The sequence below is a fragment of the Aquimarina sp. EL_43 genome, from assembly GCF_943422735.1.
Taxonomy (GTDB): domain Bacteria; phylum Bacteroidota; class Bacteroidia; order Flavobacteriales; family Flavobacteriaceae; genus Aquimarina; species Aquimarina megaterium.
In genome coordinates this window covers 5665876-5692449 of record NZ_CALSBR010000001.1, presented here as the reverse complement: position 1 = coordinate 5692449, position 26574 = coordinate 5665876, and the positions used below count along the sequence as shown (strand labels likewise).

Below are 26574 nucleotides of genomic sequence, written 5' to 3'. Positions count from 1 at the left end.
ATTATTTGTTTGGAATCATTTTGTGAGAAGGTCTATCCTGAAACATTTTTACGAATAATGTTGTACTCATTTTTCTGGCGCGATTTTTAGCTAAAGTAGCGAGTTCACCTTCAAAAAGGTCGTCTATTGTGGCGATCCATAGTTGTAACCATATTCCAAAGTGTACATTTGTAATGCTATGATTAAATGTTCGATCTACTTGTTTATGAATTTCAATTGGGTTTCCTTTAAATTTTGGAACAAATAAGAGGTTGGTTTCCCAAAAATCGATTAATCTATCTAAATGTTTGTCCCAATCTTTTATCATATGATTAAAAATAGGGCCTAAGTGCTCTTCTTTTCTGATTTTTTTATAAAATATAGAAACTAAGATTGCTACATCATCTCTATTTCTGATATCATTTTTAGGAATCACTTTCATTTGTTTTTTGTTCTAAGAAGTCTTATAGCTTCTTATTTACATTAATAAAAGGCGATATTCAGTAATACTAAAAGAGTATTAATTACCAGACTCGCAATTAATAGATTGAATACAAATTTAGCTTTCATTTGAGCTAGAATAGATGCATTAAATGCCATACAAACGATTACGCAAAGAGATAATTGAACGACTTGCGAAAAAGATCTGTCCTGCATAAGAATGTACATTGCTGCAACAGACCCTAAACAACTGGAAAGAATAATCATTAATGGTATATATGCCATATACATTTCCTTAAAATCCTTTAATAACTTCGAATACATAACAATTACTTTTAGTGTTATTCAAAGGTATTTCAAGGAAGCGTCATGGTTTTATGATCTTAATCATAAAAAAGTAAATTGAAGGTGAAAATTATCGATATACTTTCCTGTCTTTAATAAAGAGTTCTCCTTTTTGCTCTAGTTTTTTGATGCTTCTTATAACAGTTTCTACGCGTAATCCAGTTAGATCGGCAAGTTGTTGTCTGGTTAGTTCTACTTTGTATGTATTTGATTCTATTGTGTTTGGGTCGCTATTTTTTTTGAAGTAATCAAGAATTCTAAGAATACGATGTTCTGGTTCTTGAGTAGATATTTCAGAGACCATAATTGCTTTGTAATATAACCGTAAAGCTAGTGTACTGGTGAATTTATGATGAATATCAGGGTTTTCTTCTAAAAATTTTAAGAATTTTTCTTTTGGTAATTGCCAGACCTCAGAATCTACAATAGCTTCTGCATTGGCTGGATATTTAAAATCTGCAAATAAAGGAGGTTCACCAAAGCTTTTTTCTTTGGTAAAAATACCTTGTATGTATTCTTTCCCTTCCTGATTATAATTATTCATTTTAATCTCTCCCTGGTGTACCTGATAATAATAACGGGCAATAGAACCTTCTCTAAAAAGAAACTCTCCTCGTTTATATTTTTTTAGTACCGCCCCCGAATTAAGTAAACTTGTGTGATCGATCATACTTACAATTCTCTATTATGTAGTACCAATCTATTAAGATCGAATAACATTATAATTATAGTGTAATGTATTATTTAAAACGATAATTAGTAATAATATTCTTCAATTTGTTTTTTAAATCTTCTCCAGAATCATATACCATTTGCTCATTAGAAGGAAATGGTACTGATTTTAACCCTAAATATCCTAACAAACCATCTTCTAAAGCTCGTTTGTCTCCATTATAATTTGCATAAATATGTTGAAAAACGTATTCGCTTGCAATAGGAAAAGCATCTAGCAGTTGTCTTGTTCTTAAGTCTCGATATTGAACATTACCCACAACATTCGTAGCTTTAAACTGTGTGAATTCATAATACTCACAATGTACTTTTACCATTCTGTCTACTTTCACTTTTTCGCCTTTATCATCAATTACGATTTCGTCATTTTCATCAAGTAGATATTCCCAACCATCTTTAATCAACTTTTCTTTTTGTAATTGACGCTCCTTAATTTGTTCTGGAGATATATTAATTTCTCTTAATTCTACTTCCATAGCATAATCATATGGGATAGATTTTTGAGGTTGACTATGATATACTGTCCATAGATCATTAAGGCCATATGTTCCAAAATTAAGTAAGTCACTTTCTAGTCTCTTAGGAATAATAACATCGGTTCTATTCTTCATCGTTACTTTTACAAAATCGGTCCCTTTTTGATGAGCTTCATCAATCATCTCTCGCGTATTTTTGTAGTTAGGAGTAATTTTGTTCAGGTAGTTTAAATCTTCATATACTGCTCTATAATCTGCTTTTCTTTTGGCAGAGGTTAATAAAGCTTTGGCATTATTAAATAAGTATTGAGAAAGTTTATCTTTTGTATTTATAATCTTTTGATCATAGTTGTGTAGCATAAAGTTAGCGTTACGACCTTCTTCAACAAGATATAGTGGTAACAATGGTTTTATACGTTCTTGTCTATTCTTTAGGGATAAATATGTATTATAAATACGTTCAAGGTTTGCAGGATTTCCTTCTTTTTCTAGATATGCAATGGCATTATTGTCTCGATCTAGAGCTTTTGCATATGCTTGTTCTAGCATAAGGATAATAGGTTGTTTTCCTTTTTTTCCTTTGTTTGTTCTAAGCTTGTTTAAAGCAATATTTATAGCTTGATCATAATTTCCTGTGTTAAGTGCCTTTTCAGTTTTTTTAACACTGCTACATGAAAAAATAATTGTAGTTGTAAGTAGTAGGAGTAGTAGTTTTTTCATATCAATAATATTTTGATTTGGGTATTGAAAACAACTTTGATGCCAAAAGATAATAAAAAAACCTCGAAAACTATTTTTCCGAGGTTATATAATGGTTTGTACGTTCTTTATTTTTTAAACACAGGGAGTAACTTGGTAGAGACTTCACCAAATCCAATTCGAACTCCGTCTTTTTCGCAATACCCTCTCATAATCACAGTATCATTATCATCAATAAATTTACGACTACCTCCTTCATTAAGTTGTAGAGGTTTTTCTCCACGCCAGCTTAATTCTAACATTGACCCATACGAATCTGGTGTCGGGCCAGATAATGTTCCACTACCCATAAGATCTCCAGAATTAACGGGGCATCCATTTACTGTATGATGAGTAAGTTGTTGTGCCATTGTCCAGTACATATGCTTAAAATTACTTTTAGACACAACAGTTTCTACTGCTTTTTCTGGTTGAATGGCAACTTCTAGGTTTATATCGAAACTCTTTTTTCCTTTATATTGAAGGTAAGATAGTTGCTTTTTTAGTGGTTTAGGTCCGTCTGTTCTATAAGGTTCTAAAGCATCAAGAGTTACAATCCACGGAGATATAGATGAAGCAAAGTTTTTACCTAAAAATGGACCTAGTGGAACATACTCCCACTTCTGAATATCTCTTGCACTCCAATCATTAAATAATACCATTCCAAATATATAATCTTCTGCTTCTTCGATAGGAATTGGTTCACCTAATTGGTTGGCATCGGTAGTAATAAAAGCCATTTCGAGCTCAAAATCAACTAGTCTCGAAGGACCAAAAATAGGTTCTTTAGCACCATTGGTTAGTTTTTGACCTTGTGGTCGGTGTACAGGGATACCAGAAGGAATAATAGAGCTGCTGCGGCCATGATATCCAACAGGCATATGTAGCCAATTAGGAAGCAAAGCATTCTCGGGATCTCTAAACATTTTTCCTACGTTAGTTGCATGCTCGATACTGCTATAAAAATCAGTATAATCTCCAATGCTAACCGGTAGTTGCATTTCGATTTCATCTAGAGAGAATAAAACCTCTTGCCTGTGTTTTTCGTTATTTTTTAAGGAATTGTTTTCGGCATCAAAAATTTCAGCAATTCTATTACGAACTAATCTCCATGTTTTTTTTCCATCAGAAATAAAATCATTTAAAGAATCCTGTAAAAAAATATCATCTGTTAATGGGATCCCATCAAAATAACCGAGTTGATGAAGCGCTCCTAGGTCAATAGCAGTATCACCAATCCTGGTTCCTATAGTAATAATATCATCTCGGGTAAGAAATACACCAAAAGGAATATTCTGTATAGGAAAATCCGTATTAGGAAATGTTTCAATCCATGTCTTTCTATCTGGATAATTTGCAGTTATGGGCATTATTGTTCTTTTATATGTTGTTGGTAATTTTTATGATCAAATATATAATTTTCGAATGGTTAAAAGTTTTTAATTATGTGAAAAATAATTAAAATAATGATAAGATATGTTATTAATAGTACAATACCAAGATGAGATTACTTATTTGTTGCGTTTTTTTGAAACCCAAAAATGTTTCACTTCGTAATATTTGATCAGTATTAATGCAAAATTATCAGTGATGTATGGCAGGAAACATGAATTCAGAAAAAGAACAAGATGTTCTTATTTATTAGGGACTATTTAGGTCGATTTAAGGAATGGATTTCCTATTTTTACGCCTTTACTAATAAATAATAAATTCATGCAACGCGACGAACAAATTTTTGATTTAATTCAGGACGAAAAAGAACGTCAAATCAACGGATTAGAACTTATTGCTTCAGAAAACTTTGTGAGTGAACAAGTGATGGAAGCTGCTGGGTCTGTACTTACTAATAAATATGCCGAAGGATACCCTGGTAAACGCTATTACGGGGGATGTGCCGTAGTAGATGTTATAGAACAGATTGCTATTGATAGAGCTAAAGAATTGTTTGGCGCAGCATATGCTAATGTGCAACCTCATTCTGGTTCACAAGCTAATACAGCAGTATATCATGCATGTCTTAAACCAGGTGATAAAATATTAGGTTTTGATCTTTCTCATGGAGGACATTTGACTCATGGTTCACCGGTTAATTTCTCGGGTAAATTATATACTCCTGTTTTTTACGGGGTAGAGAAGGAGACCGGAAGGTTAAATTATGATAAGATTCAGGAAATAGCTACAGCAGAAAAACCGCAATTGATTATTGCAGGAGCATCTGCTTATTCGCGAGAGATTGATTATGAAAGATTTAGAGAGATAGCAGATAGTGTAGGAGCAATTCTTTTTGCAGATATTGCTCATCCTGCAGGGTTAATTGCAAAAGGAGTAATCTCTGATCCTGTACCACATTGTCATGTGGTGACTACGACAACTCATAAAACATTGCGAGGACCACGAGGGGGGCTTATTTTGATGGGAGAAGATTTTGAAAACCCTTTTGGGATAACCTTAAAAAATGGTAAAAAACGAATGATGTCTTCATTATTTGATAGTGCCGTATTTCCTGGTAATCAAGGAGGCCCATTAGAGCATATTATTGCTGCAAAAGCAATCGCATTTGGAGAAGCATTAACAGATGAGTTTTTACATTATATCGTGCAGGTAAAGAAAAATGCAGCAGTTATGGCCGAAGCATTCGTAAAGAAAGGGTATGAAGTTATTTCTGGCGGTACCGATAATCATATGATGCTTATCGATTTACGAAATAAAGGAGTAACTGGTAAACAAGCAGAAGAAGCATTGGGTGTTGCAGAAATTACGGTAAATAAAAACATGGTGCCATTTGATGATAAATCCCCGTTTGTAACATCAGGAATTCGTATCGGTGTAGCAGCTGTTACCACTCGAGGATTGAGAGAAAATGATATGATAGCTATTGTCGAATTGATCGATCAGGTAATCCAAAATGTTGAAAGCGAAGAAAAACTACATACTATCGCAGATGATGTAAATGCGATGATGGCAGATAAGCCTTTATTTGTAGGATAATACTTTATTAAATTGGTTTTTAGATTTTTTTAGCTCACTTGTAAATGCAATTTTTTACAACATGGAAAAAAGCGTAAGCCAGTTTGTTTTAAATATGAAATTAAAAGAAAGTGCACTGTCATATAACATGACAGTGCACTTTTTGATTATATTGTTATCATAAAACTTTTACTTATAGAATTATCATGTATATACGTCATGTCCAAATTTTATTTTGTGTACTACTTATGTTATCTGGCTGTAGTAAGTTAACGTCCAAACCATCTGAAGAAAGTGTAAAAAAAGAAAACTTAGAACAGGAGGTTGAACGTGTTGAAAAAAAGGAAGACACCTTAAATATTCGTGAAATTCCAAGTATAGAAGGGCGTTATGATCTTGTAGATGGATATGCTTTTTTTCGAGATACAATACATAATCATTCTGTATACAAGGCTATATTGCTAATAGAAAAAATTTCGGATAAAGATTTTGGTTTTATTATAGTAAGAAAAGTACATGGGCTTACTCCCATTGGTGAACATGGGATTTTGTCATACAATAAGAATCGGTTTTGTATGAAAAATATAGATTATACAAACAAAGGAATATATTATACCGATGGTATGGATATAAAAATTAAGGATAGTTTATTGCATACTATTAGGTATGTTTCAAATGCGACAGAATATGATATCTGGAAAAAATCTGATCCAGAGTCAAATGTTTTTATTTCTCTTCGTAACACATTACAGAAAGAAAAAGAAGAGTACGCTAATTTTTACAGCATAATATCTAATGATCCCGAGTTAACAGGAAGAGATGAGTTTATTTATTATGAATCAGGAAAACGATATATCGACAATGATTCTATATTTCAAAAGAAATGGAAACATTATACTACTATCAATTCTTATGATCTTAAAACAGGTAACAATATTCAGGAATGACTCCAATTCTGGGCGTCATCACTATCATTGGGTGAAAGTCCAATAATATCTCCATCAGTATTAACTCCTAAACCTACTACTGTTCTATTTACATAATTAAAATAGCTTACTACCTGGTTGATTTCGAGAATCTCTCCATCAGATAAATTTTGATCTCTAAGATTATGAATATCTGATTCGGTAATAGTATGATGTGATAACGTTAACTTCTTAGCATATTGAAGCCCTGCCAAATATTGATACTTAAAATGATTTTTCAATTCATCTTTGGATAAACAGGACAAAATTTCCTTAAACCTGGTATCATCATTCAATAGTCGTTTTAATCCAACCGAGTGATGATCTACACAATAGCTACATTGATTAAGACTACTTACATATACACCAAGAGTTTCTAAGTACCATTTTGGCAATGTATTATTAGAGTTGTGTAATACATTTTTATATAAACCCATATGACCTACCAGAGTATGTGGTCGTAAACTATGTATAGACAATACATTATCTACATTGTTATCGGGGCCTTTAATACGGTTATAGATTTTTTTTAATTGACCCGTTGCATCGGTATATGATATCTCTTTAATCCAACTCATTGTTATTGAATTTTTTCTTTAAAAATAGTTTCTTTTTTATTAAAAAAAGTAGTAATTAAAACTAAAATTGAACCTAAAAAAATTGAAACATCGGCAAGGTTAAATATTTCGGTTTTTATGATCCCTAAATCTAAAATCAAAAAATCAGTTACCGATCCATATACAATACGATCAAAAAGATTTCCGATTCCGCCACCGATAATAAAAGCAAAACCTATGATTGTTTCTCTAGAATAATTTGTCTTAATTAATATCTGTCTTAATAATAGTAATAACACCAGTATTGGAAGAATTTGTAATAAAAGTATTTTTAAGATTGGAGCCAAATCTGATCCCAGACTATAGGCAGCACCAGTATTTTCGACTTTAGTCAATACAAAACTATCCTTAAAAACTTCTATACGCTCAAAAGGTTCGATCGTTTGCCGAACAACATTTTTTGAAATCTGATCACAACTTATATTTAGTAAGACCAGAGAGAGAATGAGTATGATTCTTATTTTTCTTGTAATCTTCATGTGTATAATTGCAGTAAGTGTTTTTCAAATGTAATAGAAACTTCAGACTATCTTAGTGTTTCCAGTATTTTTTATATTCAGAAATAGAAAAAGCGGCATCATAACTATCTTTATTAATACTTTTATTTTCATCAGAATCATAATCGACCCATATTTTCCAGCTTTTATCTTCTATCTTTAATATAACATGAAACTGCCCATAGGAGTGTTTTGTTTGATTACTGTCATCAATATAAGTAACTCTGTAAATTCCTCTATCAGAAACCAGGGAATCAGAGTAGATTCTTTCAAATAATCTAAAATCAATTGGAGCAGGTTTTTTGGAAGGAACACTCCATCGTTTTTCATAACCTTTTAAGTAAGCATTTGCTTTTTTAATTTCACCACCATTTCCCGAAATTCGAATCATTTCTTTGCTGTGTATAGAAGCAAATAAGTGATAATCTAAAGTTTCAAATGCTTTAGAGAAATTACCATACATGTCTGCATTAATTTTTTTGTGTACTGCATCTTCTTGAGCTATGGCTATTCGTGTAAAACATAGAAAAGTAATTAATACTATGGCTATAATTTTAAATTTTGACATAATAATTGTTTTTTAATTATTCTAGTATCCTTTTTCTCTCATACAACACACAGCATTTCAATCGTTCATTATCTAATAATTTTGGGTGTTCAAAGGTTTCGATTTGTTGCATCCCAATCTTTTTCATAATTAACTCTGATTTTATGTTAATTGCAGGTGCTACAGAGTAGATTTTATCTAATCCAATAGTATTAAAACCAAAATCTAAACAAGCTTTGGCACCTTCGGTAGCATATCCTTTGTTCCAGATGCTTTTTTTGAGTCGCCAACCGATATCTACAAAAGATCCTAGCTTTTCTAAATAAGTTTGTTCACACATACCTATAAACCCTATGCATTCGGCATTATCCAGCAGATCAACAGCAAAATAACAAAACCCTTTTTCTGCGTACATTCCCTGCATTCTTATAATAAATGCTTTAGTATCTTCTTTTGATGGCTTAAATGGAAAAAACTCCATCACATCATCGTCAGTATTGATTTCGGCTAATGTTTCTAAATCATCGAGGGTCCAATTACGGAAACCTAATCGCTGAGAGGTAAAAATGTATGAATTCATTGTAATAGACTGAAAAATAGATTATAAGTTTTCGTTTTTATAAATGTATTCAAATGTAATGATTTGTTGCCTTTATTGTTTAAGTTTCGAGAATTCTTAGGATGAATCGAGTTTAATACGTAATGAAATAGAAAACTGCTCGTGTTTTAGAATAGCAAACACGAGCAGTTTTGGTTGGATTGAATATAGAAATTTTACCCTTTTTTCATAAACTGTTCGTTAAATTCTTTGATTTTTAATGTGTTAATTTCATCGTGTGTTTTTCCTGCTCCATGTTGCAGATAAGCATTAAAAATATGACTTAAGTATAACGGTGATTTAGCTTTATCTTCGTTGAAATTCTCTGAGTTATGGCAAACAAAGCAATTGACCAAGTTATTTACATTAATATCATGTACATCACTCTGGAAAGTCTGTGTATAGGTTTCCATAGTAAGGTTAGAAAGATTTAAAGATCCTCTTGCAATAGATCCTTTTGTAGCATGAGATATATTACCTGCTAATTTTTGGATGGTATCTGCTTGTTTTTGTGGAGGTAGCCCATCGGTATCGATCCAAATTCCTCCGTTATAAAAATAGTTTTTCCATACATCTTTAAGCTTTGAAGCAACACAAGAATTGATGTTTTTTATATTATCATAGTTTTTCGGCTCTTTCTGGCTGGTTTCCATAAAACCGTTACCCTGCGTTCTGGGAACTCCAAATTCGAAAAGTGTAAAAGCTTTATTGGGTTCTTTGGGTTGATTGCCACTCCATGTAATTCCGTCTAGAGATGAAGTATTTCCTTTACCATATAATAATTTTTCATCGGTAGAAGATACTATATTGGTACTCCAATCATAGTAGGGGGCCATATCATTATGTTCAAAAGTTGCCCATATAAATTCTGGATGATTTATGACAACCCCAACTACATGCATTCCTAATAAAGCAACATCACTTTTAACATATGCACCATTTTCATAGATAGCTGCTTTGGTTTGGTAATATGTCGAAAGCTTATCTGTTGGTATTGCACTGGTTTTTACCCACGAAACTTTTAATTCTAATGACCCTATAGGAAATGTTTCGGTATTATTATGAGGAATGGATCCATCCAGGATAGCAGTTTTAAAATGATCGGCAGCAACTTTTAAGGTGTCGTTAATATGAATAGAGTAGTAAACCGTATCAGATTTACTTATGCTCGAATTAAATTGAGAATTGGTTTTTAAGACTCCATCAGAACCGGCTTGTTCTATATCTTTAAGAACTAAAGATAATCCTGATTGAGGTTCTACGGGAATCATTAAATCACTAACCTGTATTAACTTATTTTCGAAAACAGTTTTTCCGTTTTCTGGTTTGGTTAACCACAAGAATTTTTGCCAGGACCATTGCTGAAAAATACAATTTGTTGTACTAGTGGTATCAAATGGACTTCCTTTGCCTTCTTCTGGAGGAGGTGTTTGAGTATGAGGAAACCATGCAGGTTCGCAATTACAATCGTTACTTTTTTCCTGTACATTTTCATAAGCAACAGGTTGTTGATCTGTTTTTTCTTTTTTGTCTGTTTTACATGAAATAACAATAACAAAGATTACAAGACAAGCCACTAGTGAAGAACTTGCAAGGTTGGCAAATTTAGTTTTCATTTGTGTAAAGTGTTAGTTAGTAAATAGTTACTTTTTCAAATCTAACCTTTATCGTAATTGTTTCCTATAAGTAAAAATACGGTTTTTGCCCTCTTTCTATTTTAGATGTAGACATATGCTATGAAGAATGATATTATAAATCAATTTTCTTCTTCAAAGGCTGTACTTTCATATGCACCTATATCGGGAGCAGTAGTACTGCGAAGAGTTCCTAAAATATCGGTTCCCGAGGTAGGAATAGAAGCTTTACCATTAGCAGCAGAATTTTCACCAATACCGAGCATGTTTTCAAGCGGAGTTTTAAAATCAGGTTCTTCATTTAAAATAATATTTTCATACAGAGCAGTATTGGTAAAATCGTATAAAGGATTTCCGGCAAACTGGTCACCAAAATCATTAAACCTAATTAAGCAGTTCTTGAAATTATAATTGAATGCTGTGCCATCAATTTTACTAAATATTAATTCTAGATCTTGATTTCCATAGATAATACAGTTTGTAAAATTTGCTTCAAGTAAATCTGCGACAACTACATCGGTTTCATTTACTCGTAAATTGTTGTCAATCAATACTGTTGGGAGCTCCCTAAATCCAGTTCCGATACTAGAATAATTTGTAAACGTACAGTGGTTAAAATTATAGGTGCCGCCTAGTGAACAGTTAAGAGATACTTGCCCGGCATTATTAATTACCAGGTTTTCCCCCAGTACATTACCTGTACGCGCCAGAAGTCCTACATTAGAACTGTTATAGATCTGGGTATTTTTAATAGTAAGTGTCGGATCTGAGCCTCCGTCATTAGAGTCCATTAGTATTCCTACTGTTGCATTTTTTATGGTTGCATGATTTATAGAATGACCTGTGCTTCCTGCAGTAAGCCAGATAGTTCCCCATTGCCCCGGGATATCACTAAAACCAGGTTCTAAGCGATCACTTTCAAAAATTACTTCATTTTCAAGAAGCTCTGGATCTGTACTTAGTTCACCGTTTACGGTAAGGGTTGCACCGTTTGCAGCTATAATCCCAGAATTAGTATGAAAGTGTATTCTTGCACCTGCATCTATAGTAAGTGTTTTTCCGCTAGGTATAGCAGCATATCCATAAACGACATAAGGTTTTTCGTTGGTGAAGTTGAGTTGATCATCTTCCAGAAAGAAACCTTCAATTCTAATTTCATTATTTTCATTATCAAGACCGAGTAATAACGTTTCTGTCTCACCTGTCATGGCATCCCGAGAAGGAAACAAAAATACGGCATCTTTTATTAGAGTTACCAGATCAACATCCTGTTGATTTCCTCCTGTATCAAATAATACTCGATCCGTATATAAAAACTCTACATCTGCTGTTTGATTAGTGATATCTGTTGTTGTTTCTACAAAAACAAAAATACTATCCTTGGCTAAGACCTGAATATTCTCAAAGGATTTTCCGGGGATACCATCAACATTAAGCCTGTAATTAGAGTTTTCACCACGCTCCAGCGCAATTGCAGGAATGGTAAAATCATCGCTGGTACGATTATATACTTTAAAACTATAGGTACTAGAACCTATATTGGTAAAAACGGTATCTAGAAATAAGGTGTCTGTCGAGAAATTCAAATTTCCTGTACTTGGATTTGACTCAAAATCATTACGGCAGGAGCTCCATAAAACTAGTACAGCAAGCAAAAAAAGAGTTGATAGATATCGCATAATTATATCAAAAGGTCATTAAGAGTAAATAAAGTATCGAAGCTGCAAATTAGCAAAGATTTTTGTTTTTTGATGGCTTCATGATCTCATTCTTTCATTAATTCATTCTTTACTATGAATTAAAGTATAACTTTTTGATTGCCCTAATATTGCTTTATAATGAAAATTTGACAAGATCAGTGCTTCTGTAAGAAGCAAAACATTTGTACATTTGTTGTTCATAATTAACACGCACAACATAATAATCTATTATGAGTACATATGATGTAGCCGTAATTGGCTCTGGACCTGGTGGATATGTGGCCGCTATTCGATGCGCACAACTGGGAATGAAAACCGCAATAATCGAAAAATATTCAACACTTGGAGGAACTTGTCTTAATGTAGGGTGTATTCCCAGTAAGGCATTGTTAGATTCTTCTCACCATTATGAGCATGCTGTAAAGCATTTTGCAGATCATGGGATCGAGATTCCTGGTGATGTAAAGATCAATCTAGAAAAGATGATTGCCCGTAAACAAACTGTGGTAGATCAGACTTGTGACGGAGTTAGTTTTTTGATGAAAAAAAATAAGATAGATGTTTTTGAGGGTGTAGGATCATTTAAAGATGCTACGCATATAAATATTACAAAAACAGATGGGACTGTAGAAATAATCGAAGCTAAAAACACGATAATTGCTACTGGTTCTAAACCATCGACACTACCATTTATCGAAATTGATAAAAAGAGAGTAATTACATCTACAGAAGCACTTAAACTAAAAGAAGTGCCAAAACACCTAATTATTATTGGGGGTGGAGTAATTGGATTAGAATTAGGGCAAGTATATCGTCGTTTGGGAGCAGAAGTTTCTGTAATAGAATATATGGATCGAATTATTCCTGGAATGGATAAAGCACTATCTAGAGAATTACAGAAAGTAATGAAAAAACAGAAATCCAAAATTTATACCTCTCATAAGGTAACAGGAGTATCGCTTTCTGGAGATGAAGTAACGGTAACTGCAGATGATAAAAAAGGAAATCCGGTAGAATTTAAAGGAGATTACTGCTTGGTATCTGTTGGCCGTAGACCTTATACCGATGGATTAAATGCAGAAGCTGCTGGAGTAAAACTTAATGATAGAGGACAGGTTGAGGTTAATGATCATTTACAAACGAGTGCTTCTAATATTTATGCGATAGGTGATGTAATAAAAGGAGCAATGCTGGCACATAAAGCAGAAGAAGAAGGAGTTTTTGTTGCTGAAACTCTAGCAGGACAGAAACCGCATATTGATTACAATCTGATCCCAGGAGTAGTATATACCTGGCCAGAAGTAGCTGCGGTAGGTAAAACGGAAGAAGAATTAAAAGAAGCTGGAGTAAAATATAAATCAGGACAGTTTTCTTTTAGAGCATTAGGTAGATCACGTGCTAGTGGGGATCTTGATGGTTTTGTGAAAATACTTGCAGACGAAGTAACAGATGAGGTATTGGGCGTTCATATGATTGGAGCACGTTGTGCAGATCTTATTGCAGAAGCAGTTACTGCAATGGAGTTTAGAGCATCTGCCGAAGATATTTCTCGTATGTCTCATGCACACCCAACGTTTACAGAAGCAGTAAAAGAAGCAGCTCTTGCTGCCACAGATAATAGAGCGTTACACTCTTAATCAAATTAGGAAGTAGTAAAAAAACATAATACATTAATGTAAAACTAAGCCTGTTGAAGTTTTTATAATCTTTAACAGGCTTAGAATTTTTAGGTAGTTATTTATACTTACATATTCTCTAATCTTGATAATACTTCGGCTTTGTAATTTCTGCTAATAGGGATAGACTTTTTACCAACTATAATTTCTTCGTTAGAAAAGGAATCTATTCTCGAAATAGCAATAATATAAGATCGATGGGTTCGCATAAAATATTGCTGAGGTAATTTGGATTCGATTGTACTTATTGTTTCTCTTGTGACAATAGTATTTGATGAACAATGGATTTTTACATAGTCGCTATAACTTTCGATATAAATAATTTCGGCAAAATCAACTTTTTTCATTCTTCGATCTGATCGAACAAAAATAAATTCATTCGAACTGGTTTCGATAGTTTTTGATGATTCTGTCTTATGATAGACTTCAAAATAATTATGTATGGCATTTAGTAATCGTTCATAAGCGATAGGTTTTAATAAATAATCTACTGCATGAAGATCAAAGCCATCAATAGCATATTCGCGATAGGCAGTAGTAAATATAATTTTGATATCCTTATTAATAGATTTCGCAAAAGAAATTCCCGAAATCTCAGGCATATTTATATCTAGAAAAATAAGATCTACTTTTTGAGTATTAATACAATTAAACGCTTCTAGAGCGTTACTACATGTCGCTATAACCTCAATACGATCAATTTTTGACAGGTGAGAGGAGATAATCTCTCTTGCTGTGGGTTCATCATCTACTATGATACAGGATATTTTGGTGCTCATAGGTTTTTTGTTTTAGAAGTGTTTAGTTTTAATTCGACACTATGCCACTGCTCATCTTTAGAAATTAGTAACTCATGATGATCTGCATACAACGAGGAAAGCCTTTTTTTAATGTTAGACAAACCAATACCATCTGGGGCATTTTCAGACGAGCTATAAATTGAATTTTTTATACTAAAATGTACTATGTTATTTATATACCTTAATTTCATGTAAACAGATAGTTTTTTATTCCTTATTTGGCCATGCTTAAAACTATTTTCTACAAACGGAATTAAGAGCATAGGAGCAATGTGAATAGAATCGTCTACATTTTCAAAATTCATAGTTACCTCCAGCGTATCATTAAATCGCATTTTTTCTAAGGTAACATAGTCTTTGATATGATCTAATTCTTGTTTTAATGATACCAAAGGTTTATCTACCTGATATAAGAGGTAATCTAATAGGTTCGAAAGCCTCAAGATCATTTCTGGAGTTTCTTCAGATTTTTTTAGCGCAAATCCATACATCGTGTTTAACGTATTGAATAAAAAATGAGGATGAATTTGCATTTTGAGATAATGTAATTCTTGTTCTTTAAGTTTAAGCTGAGCCTCTAAGACTTTATGTTGCAGTTCTCGGTTTGCTGAGTTTGATTTATAATTATGTCGTACCAAACTAAAAGCACTGGCAACAAAGACTACAAAATATACCGCAATAAACAGAAAAAAAGGACTTCTGGTCATAGGGGCCATGCCTTCTAATTTTAGGGATGATAAAAAAATCAATCCATAAAAGAATGAAATAGTGATAAAAAAAGCAGAAATAATGATAGTATATATGCAGTATAATAAGAATAGTAAATACTTCTCTTTTAATAGGTATTTTGGAATGAGATGGTTAATTACAGTATAGGTAGTCCCAATGGTTACCGGCATTAAGAATAACGAAAAAGAAAAAACATAACTTATGTTGTCTGTATTATGCCCAAAGAAATAGGTATAGCAAACCAATACTACAATCCAAAAGATGATATGAAGTAATAATTCTACAATTATTTTTAATACAAACTCTTTAGAAATCATTGGCTAAACAAAAATAGAGTGTAATATCAATATATTTTTTTAAACAGCATTGTTAACGAGATAAAAAGCCAAATTGATATGGTTTTTTACAGGTTTACCACATTTTTGATACTATTTAAGGTATAAACAAAGCTAATTCGGTAGTTAGTCGCAAATACCCAATAACGTAAATCTAATGTGGTTAGTTTTGATTCAAAATAAATAATAGAAGAATCAATGCGAATCTTAGAACTTTTTTTACTTCTTTCATTAACAGGGTTTTTAATCTGTTTTTTTGCACAATATTTAAAGATCAAAAAATGGCTTTTTTACATTAGCATTGTTTTTTTTGTACTTCATTGGCTAATCGAAGGAATTCGATGGCAGATGTATTTAGGATATACCACACTTTTGATAAGTATTGTATTATACTATGTTTCCAACATTAAAAAAATAGCAAAGGTTTCATTAGTTAGTTTAGGATTGATTATTACCTTAATTAGTATTGTTCTTTGCATCATAATGCCTGTGATTAAGTTTCCAGAACCTTCAGGTACTTTTTCAGTGGGATTAGAGTCATTATATCTTGAAGATAAAACACGAAAAGAAACACTTACAAAAGAAAAAGGGGATTATAGAAAGTTAACAATAAATGTATATTATCCTTCTGACCATGAAATTACAAAACCGATACGTTATATGGATCATGGATACGCAGAAGCTTTTGTAGAAAGTAAAGGTATGCCTGCTATTATTGCTACACATTTTGATCTTACAAAGACTCATACTCAAAAGTCACTTCCTATCATAAAAAATAAACAGTTACCTATTATAATTTTATCCCATGGATTATTATGGAATAGTGAAATGTATACTTCGATTATTGAGGAAATTGTAAGTCAGGGATATGTGGTTTTTGCGATACATCATACATATGAATCCTTTCTTTCAGAATATCAAGGAAAACGAATCAAATGGAGTCAAAAAAATATTGACGACATGAATACAGAGGTAGATTTTGGTTTTGTACATGAAAAAATGGATTTAGCACTCAATGCAAAAGATAAGCGTGGCAATAAGGCAGCCTATGAACTCATACAATATTTACCATATTTTGAAAGCCTTGATAGATGGTCGAATGATATTTCCTTTGTCGTAGATCAATTGGCTATATTAAACGAGGATTCGAGTAACTTTTTATATCAAAAATTGAATATGAATCAAGTTGGATTATTGGGACATTCATGGGGTGGGGCAGCAGTAGTGCAAAATGCATCGGTAAATAAAAAGATTAAAGGAGTAATTAATATGGATGGAGCGCAATTTGGAAGAGTAATCGATACTACGCTGAAAGCACCACTCCTGGTGATGCATGCCGACAGGGATTATGATAAATTTTTCACTCCAAACTTCTATGTATACGATCAAGTTGCAAAAAATGATTACTACTTGGTTACAATAAAGTCGACAGGTCATGCTAATTTTGGGGATCTGGGGTATTGGTCAAAAATCCATTCACTTACAGAAACAGGAGAAATCGATCCAGATAGAATGTCTTATATTACTAATCAATTGATTCTTGCTTTTTTTAATAAATATGTTAAACGACAATCGTTAGAAATGAAAGAAACTTTTATCCAAAAAGAGTATCCAGAAATAGAAATTATCAAAAAATAACTTTTTAAAATAGATTTTATAGAATGGCCAATTTAATGCTCAATATTGCAAAGCTGTTTATTTTACAAAAAGAAACTTCATCGATCTTTACATCCCTTGGTGATAGAATAGAAGAGGGAGGAATGTTTTTTATGATACCGATAGTTGTTCTGTTTCTGATCGTATTGCTTATCATTATAAAAAACATATGGGTCGTTATACAAAAAGGTATTCCTTCAGAGAAATATATTAACCTAATCAATTCTATAGGGCTTTTAACATTAGTATGGGGATTATTAGGCCAGTTAATAGGTATTGTAGGGATGTTTGATAAAGTCGAAATAATAGATGAAATCTCTACTCATGTTTTTGCAAGTGGATTAAAAGTATCTGCACTTCCTGCAGTCTTTGGTTTTTTTGTTTTCATAGTTTCAAGAATTGCTACAATTATTTTTACATGGATAACTAAAGAAAAAGAGTAGAGTTATGATCAAAAAATCAATTTTTAAAATTCTTTTGGGAATTCTTTCTTTCGCAATACTATTATTTGCATTGTTTTTTCTATTTCTCAAAATACTCCCTATTTATAATCCTGCACTACTAAAATGGGTGCCTATTTTGATATGCATATTAGGGTTTTATGTAAGTGGAATGATAAATAAGAATACTTCTATACAGTATCTTCCTTTTCTGTTTTTGTCACTTTTGATTTTTAAACCATTTAGATTTTTGTATTTCCCTTTTGCATTAGTACTTATCATCATTGGAGTTTTGACACTGATAGTCTCAAGAAAAGAGGTGAAAAAATTATATAAAGTATCTTCTGCCTTTATTTTGATTTTTGTGTTTACTTATTTTCTACTTTCTCAACCTCTGATTTTATTACAAAAAGGATTTAAAGTAACACAGGGTGGAGACTTAGTACATGCTCAGAAGTTATGGGATTTTAGTACAACCTCAGATAATTATGTGCCAGATATAGAATATATTGATTCAGAAGGAAATTTAATTTCTTTAAATAGTTATAGAGGAAAAACATTATATATCACTTTTTGGGCCACATGGTGCCCTCCTTGTATAGCAGAAAAACCGATACTCGAACAAATGAAAAATGAATTTGGAGAGGATGAGAGTATTATATTTATTGATATTTCAATAGATCGAGATACAAAGCGGTGGTTAAAATATATAACCAATAAAAATCCAAAAGGAGTCCAATTGAACACCAATGGTAATGATCCAGAAACAATGCAGAAGTTTTATTTTTCAGAGATTCCTTTTCATTGCATTGTTAACCCTGAAGGAACTTTTAAACAAAGCAATGACTTAGAATACTCCAAAATAGCATTAAAGGATAAAAATAAATTACAATCATTCAATCAAAACCAAAAAACGATACAGTAATATATATCGATCTTAATGATAGAGGTAGCAAATCACTTTTATAATGCTACCTCGTCATGATCAATAAACAGTTTTTTTAATTGTTGTGTGATCCATCACAATATGGAGGATCGTTGGTCTGTTTACAAGTACATAAATAAGCCTCTCTTGTTTCTTCTACACAAAAAATGATAGGAGGAGAACCTCCTGTATTTTTATGATTACCATTGCAAAACGGTTGATCTGTACTATGACCACAAGAACACCAAGCATAGTTTTTGTCAACCTCTAATTGGCATGCGATTGGCGCATCACCACCTCTAATGTTATTTTTCATAAGCTTGATTTTTTGTATTCTAAAAATACTAAATTCTAGCTTGATATGTGTATAAGTCAAAATATCTGCCTTTTGCAGCAATAAGTTCATCATGATTACCGTGTTCGGCTATGTTACCAGACTCGATAACCAAAATTTGATCTGCTTTTTTGATTGTACTTAATCTATGTGCAATAACAAAAGTGGTTCTACCTTTCATTAATTCACCAAGACTTTTTTGAATTAAAGCTTCGCTTTCTGTATCCAGGTTTGATGTTGCTTCATCAAGAATAATAATTTTAGGATTTGCCAGAATAGCTCTTGCAATGGCAATTCGCTGTCGTTGTCCTCCAGAAAGTTTTACACCTCGTTCTCCTATTAGCGTATCTAATCCATCGTCAAAACGATCTGTAAACTCATTCACGTATGAAGCTTTTACAGCTTGTTGCAATTGTGCTTCTGTAGCCTCTGGGTTAGGAAATAAAATATTTTCTCTAATAGAACCTTCAAACAAGAATTCATCTTGTAATACAACTCCCAGATTACGTCGGTAACTATGTAACTTTACTTTAGAAATGTCATTATCATCAATAGTGATGATTCCTGATTTTGGGTTTAAGAATGTAGCTGCTAATCCGGCGATTGTAGATTTACCAGAACCAGAGCTACCTACCAAAGCAGTTACAGATCCCGAAGGAGCTTTAAAACTAATACCATGTAGTACCTCTTTTCCCTCTTCATAAGAAAAGGAAACATTATCAAAGGTGATATCTCCTGTTATATGTTCTAAAGTGATGTTTCTATCCTCTATTTCTTCTTCTGGAGTCATATTCATGAGTTCTTCGGTACGATCCAGTCCTGCCAGTGCTTCGGTTAACTGGCTTCCGATATTACTCATTTGTACAATGGGTGCAATCATAAATCCCAGTAGTAGTGTAAACGAAAGAAAATCACCAATGGTTAATTCATCAATCATAATTTTATATCCACCTATTCCCATAATTCCGGTAGAAGCAATACCCAATAAAAATGTTGAAGAACTGGTCATTAATGCCGTAGCTGTTAAACTCTTTTTTACATTTTGAAATAGTCGATCTACTCCTTCTTCGAAAGTTTTGTTTTCCTGTGCCTCGGCATTAAATCCTTTTATTACCCGTACTCCGGCAAGAGTTTCGGTTAATCGACCTTTAACTTCTGCATTGATAACTCCTCGTTTCCTGAAGATTGGACGAATATATTTGAATGCTTTTAAAGCTACAATTCCAAATACAGATACAGGAACCAGTACAAACAATGTCATCGAAGGGCTAATTCTGATGAGTAATACCAATGAGATAATAGCCGTAATTGTACCTCCAACTAATTGTACTAATCCAGTACCAATAAGATTACGAACACCTTCTACATCACTCATAATACGAGATACTAATGCTCCAGATTTTGTATTGTCGAAGAAACTAATAGGTAAAGAGAGCACTTTTTTCTGTACTTGTGCCCTTAATTCTGAAATTAGAAATTGTGCTTGTACACTTAATATTCGGGTTAAAAGAAATGATGTTACTGCTTGTACCAAAATTGCCAAACTTACACTAATCAAAAGCATTTTTAGCATTTCATAATCTTTTTTGGCGATAACATCATCCATTAGATATTTACTGGCCATAGGTAATACCAGGCTAGCCAACCTACTTAGTACAATTAATAATAATCCAATAAAAACAAGATTTCTTCGAGGCCATATGATGGTTTTAAAAGCTTGCCCTATAGTAACTTTTGATTTTCTTTTGCTTTTTGGTGAAGTGTTATTTTGAAATTCTCTCATATATTATTGTTCAGTTTTAAATAGAGAAATAGTATACGCTAATAACTCCTGTCCGCCATAGGCTCCATGTCCTGGTATTACAATTTCTACATCGGGATACTTTTCTTTGATTTTAGCAACAGTAGTTGACCACTCTTTTATATTGGCATCTTCAAGATTTCCTTTTTTAGCTCCTTTTGATTTTATCAAACAACCACCAAAGAGTACTTTTTCATCAGGGAAATAACTTACAATATTATCAGAAGTATGACCTTCTCCATAAAATGTATTGAGTACTTTTCTATTTCCAACTTTTAATTTATGTTGTGTGTCAAATCCATTTTGCGGAATTGTATAGTTTTTATTTTTAGCCAGACGTATGGTTGCATTGCTGGCATATGAAGAAATTTTTCTTTTATGAAACTCATTTAAACCACCTAAACAATCCCCATGGAAATGTGTAGCAACAACTCCTTTGACCTCGCATTTTAAGTTTTTTTGAACCCAATTTATTAATAGTCCAGATATAGAATCATTAGTTGGTGTATCAAATATCAATGCTTCAGCATTATCAATAATAATCATACCATTACAAGGTACTTTTCCAAAATTTTTGGTATTTAGATAGGATGTATGAATATAACTATGCTCATTAAGTTTAGTAATTTTAAGCTCTTCAGAAACTGTAATGACATCAGGTGTATGCTCTTTTTTACATGAGTATATGCATAATAATACCACTAAAAAAAATAGAGGTTTAATCGTGTTTCTCATTGTTTTTTTGAAGTTAGTTTTTTCGTTTTCTGAAATAACGAATCACTAAGATATAAATACTTGTTGGTATGGCGACCCAGATCAACTCACTTAACAATACTTTAATGCCCCAGGTACTAAAAAACTTACTAGCACCAATTGGGGATACCTGAATCGGTCGCCACGGAAAAAAATATCGGGTAGTATCAAAAGGAGAGAAGAATGCAATCCCAAGTCCCCCTGTAGTCATGGCATCAAGAACGCCATGAAAAGCCGTGCAAACGGTAAAATATAAAATTAGTGCAACTCCTGTTTTGGTATATGCTTTTTTAAAATAGAAAATAAAAGTAACTATAATCCCCAGAAGTAAAGCAAAGAGTAATGAATGCGAAAACCCTCTATGCCCCCAAAAACTTTCATATGTTATACCAAATTTAAAACCTATAACATCTGCGTCAGGAAGGATGGAACAGATAATTCCTAATACCCATAACTTTTTGGTATATATTTCTTTCGAAAAACTTTTACCAAAGGCATATGCTGTAAATCCATGGGCAAAGATAGAGGCCATTTATAAAATATTACAGGTGTTAATTACCGTATTTTTCAATTAGTAATGGAAGTTTTCCATTTAAGAATTTGATTTGTTGTTTAATTCCGTTTGGGGTATCGTGATTATGTGTTGTAACAATCACCAAGTTTTTATCAGCAATCATGATTATGAATTGTCCGCCATATCCCATTCCATAATCAATACGATCCCCATTAAGATTTGCTTGATACCAACAAAAACCATGTTTAGAATTCCTTAGTCCCCAATCGGTAGCTAATTTTTCGTTTACATCAAATAGTTTTTCTACCCATGGTTTAGAAACTATTTCAACACCATTATATGTACCCTTTTGCTCTAATAATTGACCTATTTTTAAAAGATCACCAGGCTTCATTTCTAATCCAAGACCACCACCATCATAATGACCATCATTTCGTTTTTCCCAATTTACAGTATTAATAGCTAATGCATTGAACAAATTTTCATTTGCAAACTCAAGAGTTGTTTTTCCTGTAGATTTATTTAGGATAGCAGATAGCAGGTGGGTAGCGCCGGTATTGTAATTATATGTATCTCCAGGAGTGTGCTCCAATTTTTTTTGTAAGACAAATGCTATTGGGGTCTCGCTATTTATCCAGTTTTGATGCTCTAAGAAGCCTTTCCATGAAAGTCCAGAGGTTTGATTTAGCAAGTGTTTAATAGTAATCGTCTTTTTTCTCTCGTCTTCAATATTTTTGAATTCATCAGTGAAGTATGTATCAATGGTTTCATTTTCACTGGTAATAAATTTTTTATCGATTGCAATTCCAATAAGAATACTCATAACCCCTTTGGTAAGAGACTGAACGTTTGATACATTCCCTGATGTTTTACCATTATAATATTCTTCAAATACAATTTGATTATTCTTAGAAACTAATACCGAATAGATATCATTTTCATTGCGTACTATTTCCTTAGATAATGGTTTCTCATTTATAGAAGTATTCTTTTTTGATTCTTTACATGCAACAAGCAGAACAAAAAAGATAAGTACTGGGGATAATTTACTTTTCATTGATTTGATGTGTTTATTAAGAAGTGCAAATTTATGAGTAAAGATAGTGGTTAATGAAAATTTGAAACTTTAATACGTATTCTATAATGCAAGGATTTGATCAAGCTGTGCTTCTGATACGGTTAATAATCCTGATTTTGGGAGCCTTTTGGTAAGTTCTCTCCAGTTTTCATCTTTATCAAAAATTTGCTTTAATACAGGTAATGCTTCATCCAGCCTTTTATTATTAGCCAATGCTATTGCTTTCCAATATTTCATTTCTAAATTTTCGGGAAACAATTGTTCTGCAGCTCCATAGGCTGCAAGCGCCATCTCCATATCTCCAGCTTCTACTGCCAGATCTCCCTTATTCATATATTCATAAGCTTTATGTACTTGCAACAGGCGTTGTAATTCTACTAATGGTGTTGCATGATCATCTACCCTTAGATTTACTTTTTTATCTTCCCAGGTGTTTTTGGCTGGTTTTGCATTCACAACTACCAGTGCAGCAGATTGCTTACCTCTAATGTCCCCTCCAGCTTCCTGAGCAGCGATAAGTACTTTGACTACGCGATCGGCCAGGGATAGATCTTTATACTCTTCAAAAGCCTTGGCCATTGCAGGGACCACTTTGTCATTAAGCATCATATTGGCTTGTACAGCATAATTATCTCCAACAATATGATGTGCAGAGACAATGCATTTTTCACCAGTAAAAGCAGCTGTATTACCTTTTGCATCCAGAAAGGCTACTTGTCTGAAATCTTTTCCATCATCTTTAGCTACAAGGAGATCTAGTGCTTCTTTTGCACTTTTACCTTCAGACATAAGTGTAAGTCCATTAGGACCGTATGAAGGATTAACAAAGGATTGTGTTGCTACTACACCAACACCAGATTGCCCCCAGGATACAATCGATCCTACAGAGAACCAGTGACTTTGAACTCCTACAGCCATTTCTCCGGTAGTTTTATCTCTTGCTACAATAGAAAAAGTATGTGCAAACTTTTCTTTATAGACCTGTTGAGCTTCTATCTGAAAAGATATTAGAATCATAAAAAGTACTCCTCCTTTTAATACTAATGATTTCATGTCTGTATTTTTTGTTACAATTAACTTATTTTTTCTTTTGTCTTTTATTCCGAACATAGATCAATTTAGACCTTCCTTTAGCAGCTTCACGTTGTTCAATTTCAAAATTTTTAATAGACTTGATTAAAGGAGTTAATTTCTGAAAACCGTAGTTTCTGGAATCAAAATTTGGTTGTTTTTTTTGTAACAAACTACCAACATCTCCAAGAAAAGCCCATCCATCATCATCGGCTACGTCGGAAATAGTATGTGAAATTAATTTAATCTCTTTTGAAGTAATTTTATCAACACTATTTGTAGAAATGGCTTTGGTATTAATAGATTCTGATTCATTTTCTTCTGCTTCATATTTAAGGATTTCGAGGTAAATAAATTTATCACAAGCTACAATAAATGGATTTGGTGTCTTTTTTTCTCCTATTCCAAAAACTTTCATTCCCGCTTCTCTAAGCCTCGTCGCTAAACGTGTAAAATCACTATCACTAGATACTAAACAAAAGCCATTCACTTTTTCAGAATATAGAATATCCATTGCGTCTATAATCATTGCAGAATCTGTAGCATTTTTACCTTTTGTATATCCATATTGCTGGATAGGTGTTATTGCATTTTCCAGAAGAATCTTTTTCCATTTAGTAAGATCTGGTTTAGTCCAATCTCCATAAATTCTTTTGATAGTTGGATTGCCATATTTTGCAATTTCTTCCATCATTTCTTTTATATATGTAGATGGTATATTATCACCATCTATTAGTACTGCAAGATTTAAATCCATAAAAAGGTATTAGAAGAGTTTAATCTAAAAAAGCAAAATCAGTTACATTATCGCTTCTTTTTTTTATTTCTTAAATTATATGTTTTATCTCCTTTAGTTTTAGGTTTTTTATATTTTTTCTTAATCTCTCTTTGGTATGAACCTCCCAGATTTACTTTTTTGTTTTTTTCTTTCTTTTCATGAAAAGAGGCTCCAACCTCATGATTAGGACGTTTATGAGGATTGTTGATTTCTTTAACCTTGGGTTGTTCTTCTGGAGTAAGTTGGTCAGAAATTTCTACACCAGAGGGAATGTCTAATTGCTCGATTTTCATTTCCATCAAACTTTCGATAGCCTCTAGATGTTCTTGTTCTTTTTCTGTAGTAAGTACAAACGAGACTCCTTCTTTTTCTGCGCGACCGGTTCTACCGATACGGTGCATATAATTTTCTGGATATTCTGGAGTATCGAGATTAATTACCTGGCTTACATTTTCTATGTCCAAACCTCTGGCCATTACATCTGTAGCGATCAATATTCGATTTTCTCCTTTTCTAAACTGCTCTATACTTCGTAATCTATAGTTTTGAGTTTTATTAGAGTGGATAATACAAATCTCGTCTGCATATTTTTTTTCTAACTGCTCAAATAAACGATCGGCGATCTTTTTAAAACCAACAAAAATTAGTGTTTTGTGATAGGTTTCTTTATCAGAAAGCAATTGTTCGAGCAGATTAACTTTTGTATAAAAATTTGGAATCTTGTAACCATACTGTTTGATGTTTTCAAGAGGTGTTCCGCTTTTGGCAATTGATATTTTTTGTGGTTTGATAAATATTTCCGAAATCATTTGGTCTACTTCATCTGTCATTGTAGCCGAAAACATAATATTTTGTCGCTGCCGCGGAAGGATATCAAAAATATTCATCAATTGATGTCTAAATCCTAAATCCAGCATTACATCCACTTCATCGATTACCAGTTTCTGAATAGATTTAAGTTGTAAAGCTCTGCTTACAGCCAGGTCATATAAACGCCCTGGAGTAGCAACTATAATATCTAATCCTTGCGAAACGGCTTGTTTTTGTGTATTGATATTCGTACCTCCATACACTCCTGTTATTCGCACATTGATATACGTAGAAAGTTTTTCGATTTCATCAACTACCTGTACAACAAGTTCTCGTGTAGGAACTAATACCAATATTCTTGGGTTTTGTTGTACAGAATATTTTAGCATCCTTAAAATCGGAAGCATATAGGCATATGTTTTACCTGTACCTGTTTGTGCAATACCTACAACATCTTTTCCAGACATTACAGGGGCAAAAGCTTTTTCCTGAATAGGTGTAGGGGTCTCAAACCCTAAATCATCAAGGGCATTAAGAAGTTGTGTATTTAGATTTAAATCTTGAAAAGTCAATTGATCTATTTTTTTTGATGCTACAAAGGTAGCCTTATTTTGGGACTGTGAACATTTTGGTTACTT

26 protein-coding genes are annotated in these 26574 nt (G+C 32.7%); 6 read left to right on the top strand and 20 right to left on the bottom strand.

The window, feature by feature from the left end:
• Position 1: 1 nt before the first annotated feature.
• From NNL09_RS24245 to fahA, 4 genes are all read right to left on the bottom strand, one after another.
• On the bottom strand, positions 2–421 hold the full coding sequence (locus NNL09_RS24245) for a group III truncated hemoglobin (protein WP_196911435.1): 420 nt from the start codon (positions 419–421) through the stop codon (positions 2–4).
• Between the two features lie 414 nt (positions 422–835).
• On the bottom strand, positions 836–1435 hold the full coding sequence (locus tag NNL09_RS24240) for a Crp/Fnr family transcriptional regulator (protein ID WP_025664031.1): 600 nt from the start codon (positions 1433–1435) through the stop codon (positions 836–838).
• Positions 1436–1505: 70 nt separating this feature from the next.
• Positions 1506–2693 carry a hypothetical protein gene (locus NNL09_RS24235; RefSeq protein ID WP_196911436.1) on the bottom strand — a complete coding sequence of 396 codons (1188 nt, stop codon included), beginning with the start codon at positions 2691–2693 and terminating at the stop codon, positions 1506–1508.
• Between the two features lie 107 nt (positions 2694–2800).
• Entirely contained in the window at positions 2801–4081 is a 1281-nt protein-coding gene (fahA, locus tag NNL09_RS24230; protein WP_025664033.1) for a fumarylacetoacetase, read from the bottom strand.
• 343 nt (positions 4082–4424) lie between these two features.
• Between fahA and glyA the strand changes: the two genes are divergently transcribed.
• Positions 4425–5699, top strand: coding sequence for a serine hydroxymethyltransferase (glyA, locus tag NNL09_RS24225; RefSeq protein WP_196911437.1), 1275 nt, complete (start codon positions 4425–4427; stop codon positions 5697–5699).
• 227 nt (positions 5700–5926) lie between these two features.
• The gene (locus NNL09_RS24220) at positions 5927–6625 is read left to right on the top strand and encodes a hypothetical protein (RefSeq protein WP_025664035.1); all 699 of its coding nucleotides are present in this window, start codon (positions 5927–5929) and stop codon (positions 6623–6625) included.
• Here the strand turns inward: NNL09_RS24220 and NNL09_RS24215 are convergent.
• The 6 genes from NNL09_RS24215 to NNL09_RS24190 form a co-directional block, all read right to left on the bottom strand.
• Positions 6616–7221 (bottom strand): carboxymuconolactone decarboxylase family protein, encoded by a 606-nt coding sequence (locus NNL09_RS24215; protein ID WP_196911438.1) that lies wholly within the window; start codon positions 7219–7221, stop codon positions 6616–6618. The two genes, NNL09_RS24220 and NNL09_RS24215, sit on opposite strands and share 10 nt — an antisense overlap.
• Before the next feature lie 2 nt (positions 7222–7223).
• Entirely contained in the window at positions 7224–7739 is a 516-nt protein-coding gene (gene lspA / locus NNL09_RS24210) for a signal peptidase II (protein WP_196911439.1), read from the bottom strand.
• A gap of 52 nt (positions 7740–7791) precedes the next feature.
• On the bottom strand, positions 7792–8325 hold the full coding sequence (locus NNL09_RS24205; RefSeq protein WP_196911440.1) for a hypothetical protein: 534 nt from the start codon (positions 8323–8325) through the stop codon (positions 7792–7794).
• A gap of 16 nt (positions 8326–8341) precedes the next feature.
• On the bottom strand, positions 8342–8884 hold the full coding sequence (locus NNL09_RS24200) for a GNAT family N-acetyltransferase (RefSeq protein ID WP_196911441.1): 543 nt from the start codon (positions 8882–8884) through the stop codon (positions 8342–8344).
• 194 nt (positions 8885–9078) lie between these two features.
• Entirely contained in the window at positions 9079–10518 is a 1440-nt protein-coding gene (locus NNL09_RS24195) for a hypothetical protein (RefSeq protein WP_025664040.1), read from the bottom strand.
• 140 nt (positions 10519–10658) lie between these two features.
• On the bottom strand, positions 10659–12215 hold the full coding sequence (locus NNL09_RS24190) for a hypothetical protein (protein ID WP_196911442.1): 1557 nt from the start codon (positions 12213–12215) through the stop codon (positions 10659–10661).
• A 251-nt stretch (positions 12216–12466) separates the two neighbouring features.
• On the opposite strand from NNL09_RS24190, the gene lpdA reads away from it, so the two are divergent.
• The gene (gene lpdA / locus NNL09_RS24185; protein WP_196911443.1) at positions 12467–13873 is read left to right on the top strand and encodes a dihydrolipoyl dehydrogenase; all 1407 of its coding nucleotides are present in this window, start codon (positions 12467–12469) and stop codon (positions 13871–13873) included.
• Positions 13874–13980: 107 nt separating this feature from the next.
• Here lpdA and NNL09_RS24180 read toward each other — a convergent pair whose 3' ends face one another.
• Positions 13981–14691 carry a LytTR family DNA-binding domain-containing protein gene (locus tag NNL09_RS24180; protein WP_196911444.1) on the bottom strand — a complete coding sequence of 237 codons (711 nt, stop codon included), beginning with the start codon at positions 14689–14691 and terminating at the stop codon, positions 13981–13983.
• Positions 14688–15758 (bottom strand): sensor histidine kinase, encoded by a 1071-nt coding sequence (locus NNL09_RS24175; RefSeq protein ID WP_025664044.1) that lies wholly within the window; start codon positions 15756–15758, stop codon positions 14688–14690. The genes NNL09_RS24180 and NNL09_RS24175 overlap by 4 nt, the downstream gene beginning before the upstream one ends.
• Before the next feature lie 216 nt (positions 15759–15974).
• On the opposite strand from NNL09_RS24175, the gene NNL09_RS24170 reads away from it, so the two are divergent.
• The 3 genes from NNL09_RS24170 to NNL09_RS24160 are packed head-to-tail and all read left to right on the top strand — an operon-like array spanning position 15975 to position 18797.
• On the top strand, positions 15975–17414 hold the full coding sequence (locus NNL09_RS24170) for a hypothetical protein (protein WP_196911445.1): 1440 nt from the start codon (positions 15975–15977) through the stop codon (positions 17412–17414).
• Positions 17415–17437: 23 nt separating this feature from the next.
• Complete coding sequence (locus NNL09_RS24165) at positions 17438–17875, top strand: MotA/TolQ/ExbB proton channel family protein (protein WP_196911446.1); 438 nt, start codon at positions 17438–17440, stop codon at positions 17873–17875.
• 4 nt (positions 17876–17879) lie between these two features.
• Complete coding sequence (locus NNL09_RS24160; protein WP_196911447.1) at positions 17880–18797, top strand: redoxin family protein; 918 nt, start codon at positions 17880–17882, stop codon at positions 18795–18797.
• 76 nt (positions 18798–18873) lie between these two features.
• Here the strand turns inward: NNL09_RS24160 and NNL09_RS24155 are convergent, their stop codons facing one another.
• The 8 genes from NNL09_RS24155 to NNL09_RS24120 all read right to left on the bottom strand — a co-directional run bounded on the left by NNL09_RS24155 (position 18874) and on the right by NNL09_RS24120 (position 26508).
• A complete protein-coding gene (locus tag NNL09_RS24155; RefSeq protein ID WP_025664048.1) occupies positions 18874–19113 on the bottom strand; it encodes a CDGSH iron-sulfur domain-containing protein in 240 nt (79 codons plus the stop codon).
• 28 nt (positions 19114–19141) lie between these two features.
• Complete coding sequence (locus tag NNL09_RS24150; protein ID WP_196911448.1) at positions 19142–20914, bottom strand: ABC transporter ATP-binding protein; 1773 nt, start codon at positions 20912–20914, stop codon at positions 19142–19144.
• Between the two features lie 3 nt (positions 20915–20917).
• Positions 20918–21667, bottom strand: coding sequence for a subclass B1 metallo-beta-lactamase (gene bla, locus NNL09_RS24145; RefSeq protein ID WP_196911449.1), 750 nt, complete (start codon positions 21665–21667; stop codon positions 20918–20920).
• Between the two features lie 13 nt (positions 21668–21680).
• Positions 21681–22217: a metal-dependent hydrolase gene (locus NNL09_RS24140; RefSeq protein ID WP_025664051.1), complete on the bottom strand. Its 537-nt coding sequence runs from the start codon at positions 22215–22217 to the stop codon at positions 21681–21683.
• A 19-nt stretch (positions 22218–22236) separates the two neighbouring features.
• Positions 22237–23256 carry a serine hydrolase gene (locus NNL09_RS24135; RefSeq protein WP_196911450.1) on the bottom strand — a complete coding sequence of 340 codons (1020 nt, stop codon included), beginning with the start codon at positions 23254–23256 and terminating at the stop codon, positions 22237–22239.
• An 81-nt stretch (positions 23257–23337) separates the two neighbouring features.
• Complete coding sequence (locus NNL09_RS24130; RefSeq protein ID WP_196911451.1) at positions 23338–24330, bottom strand: DUF1028 domain-containing protein; 993 nt, start codon at positions 24328–24330, stop codon at positions 23338–23340.
• 25 nt (positions 24331–24355) lie between these two features.
• Entirely contained in the window at positions 24356–25105 is a 750-nt protein-coding gene (locus NNL09_RS24125) for an NYN domain-containing protein (protein ID WP_025664054.1), read from the bottom strand.
• Between the two features lie 47 nt (positions 25106–25152).
• The gene (locus NNL09_RS24120) at positions 25153–26508 is read right to left on the bottom strand and encodes a DEAD/DEAH box helicase (RefSeq protein ID WP_025664055.1); all 1356 of its coding nucleotides are present in this window, start codon (positions 26506–26508) and stop codon (positions 25153–25155) included.
• Between the last annotated feature and the right edge of the window lie 66 nt (positions 26509–26574).

Coding starts and splice junctions, on each gene's coding strand:
- NNL09_RS24245 (WP_196911435.1), bottom strand. CDS start 421: ATGAAAGTGATTCCTAAAAATGATATCAGAAATAGAGATGATGTAGCA.
- NNL09_RS24240 (WP_025664031.1), bottom strand. CDS start 1,435: ATGATCGATCACACAAGTTTACTTAATTCGGGGGCGGTACTAAAAAAA.
- NNL09_RS24235 (WP_196911436.1), bottom strand. CDS start 2,693: ATGAAAAAACTACTACTCCTACTACTTACAACTACAATTATTTTTTCA.
- fahA (WP_025664033.1), bottom strand. CDS start 4,081: ATGCCCATAACTGCAAATTATCCAGATAGAAAGACATGGATTGAAACA.
- glyA (WP_196911437.1), top strand. CDS start 4,425: ATGCAACGCGACGAACAAATTTTTGATTTAATTCAGGACGAAAAAGAA.
- NNL09_RS24220 (WP_025664035.1), top strand. CDS start 5,927: ATGTTATCTGGCTGTAGTAAGTTAACGTCCAAACCATCTGAAGAAAGT.
- NNL09_RS24215 (WP_196911438.1), bottom strand. CDS start 7,221: ATGAGTTGGATTAAAGAGATATCATATACCGATGCAACGGGTCAATTA.
- lspA (WP_196911439.1), bottom strand. CDS start 7,739: ATGAAGATTACAAGAAAAATAAGAATCATACTCATTCTCTCTCTGGTC.
- NNL09_RS24205 (WP_196911440.1), bottom strand. CDS start 8,325: ATGTCAAAATTTAAAATTATAGCCATAGTATTAATTACTTTTCTATGT.
- NNL09_RS24200 (WP_196911441.1), bottom strand. CDS start 8,884: ATGAATTCATACATTTTTACCTCTCAGCGATTAGGTTTCCGTAATTGG.
- NNL09_RS24195 (WP_025664040.1), bottom strand. CDS start 10,518: ATGAAAACTAAATTTGCCAACCTTGCAAGTTCTTCACTAGTGGCTTGT.
- NNL09_RS24190 (WP_196911442.1), bottom strand. CDS start 12,215: ATGCGATATCTATCAACTCTTTTTTTGCTTGCTGTACTAGTTTTATGG.
- lpdA (WP_196911443.1), top strand. CDS start 12,467: ATGAGTACATATGATGTAGCCGTAATTGGCTCTGGACCTGGTGGATAT.
- NNL09_RS24180 (WP_196911444.1), bottom strand. CDS start 14,691: ATGAGCACCAAAATATCCTGTATCATAGTAGATGATGAACCCACAGCA.
- NNL09_RS24175 (WP_025664044.1), bottom strand. CDS start 15,758: ATGATTTCTAAAGAGTTTGTATTAAAAATAATTGTAGAATTATTACTT.
- NNL09_RS24170 (WP_196911445.1), top strand. CDS start 15,975: ATGCGAATCTTAGAACTTTTTTTACTTCTTTCATTAACAGGGTTTTTA.
- NNL09_RS24165 (WP_196911446.1), top strand. CDS start 17,438: ATGGCCAATTTAATGCTCAATATTGCAAAGCTGTTTATTTTACAAAAA.
- NNL09_RS24160 (WP_196911447.1), top strand. CDS start 17,880: ATGATCAAAAAATCAATTTTTAAAATTCTTTTGGGAATTCTTTCTTTC.
- NNL09_RS24155 (WP_025664048.1), bottom strand. CDS start 19,113: ATGAAAAATAACATTAGAGGTGGTGATGCGCCAATCGCATGCCAATTA.
- NNL09_RS24150 (WP_196911448.1), bottom strand. CDS start 20,914: ATGAGAGAATTTCAAAATAACACTTCACCAAAAAGCAAAAGAAAATCA.
- bla (WP_196911449.1), bottom strand. CDS start 21,667: ATGAGAAACACGATTAAACCTCTATTTTTTTTAGTGGTATTATTATGC.
- NNL09_RS24140 (WP_025664051.1), bottom strand. CDS start 22,217: ATGGCCTCTATCTTTGCCCATGGATTTACAGCATATGCCTTTGGTAAA.
- NNL09_RS24135 (WP_196911450.1), bottom strand. CDS start 23,256: ATGAAAAGTAAATTATCCCCAGTACTTATCTTTTTTGTTCTGCTTGTT.
- NNL09_RS24130 (WP_196911451.1), bottom strand. CDS start 24,330: ATGAAATCATTAGTATTAAAAGGAGGAGTACTTTTTATGATTCTAATA.
- NNL09_RS24125 (WP_025664054.1), bottom strand. CDS start 25,105: ATGGATTTAAATCTTGCAGTACTAATAGATGGTGATAATATACCATCT.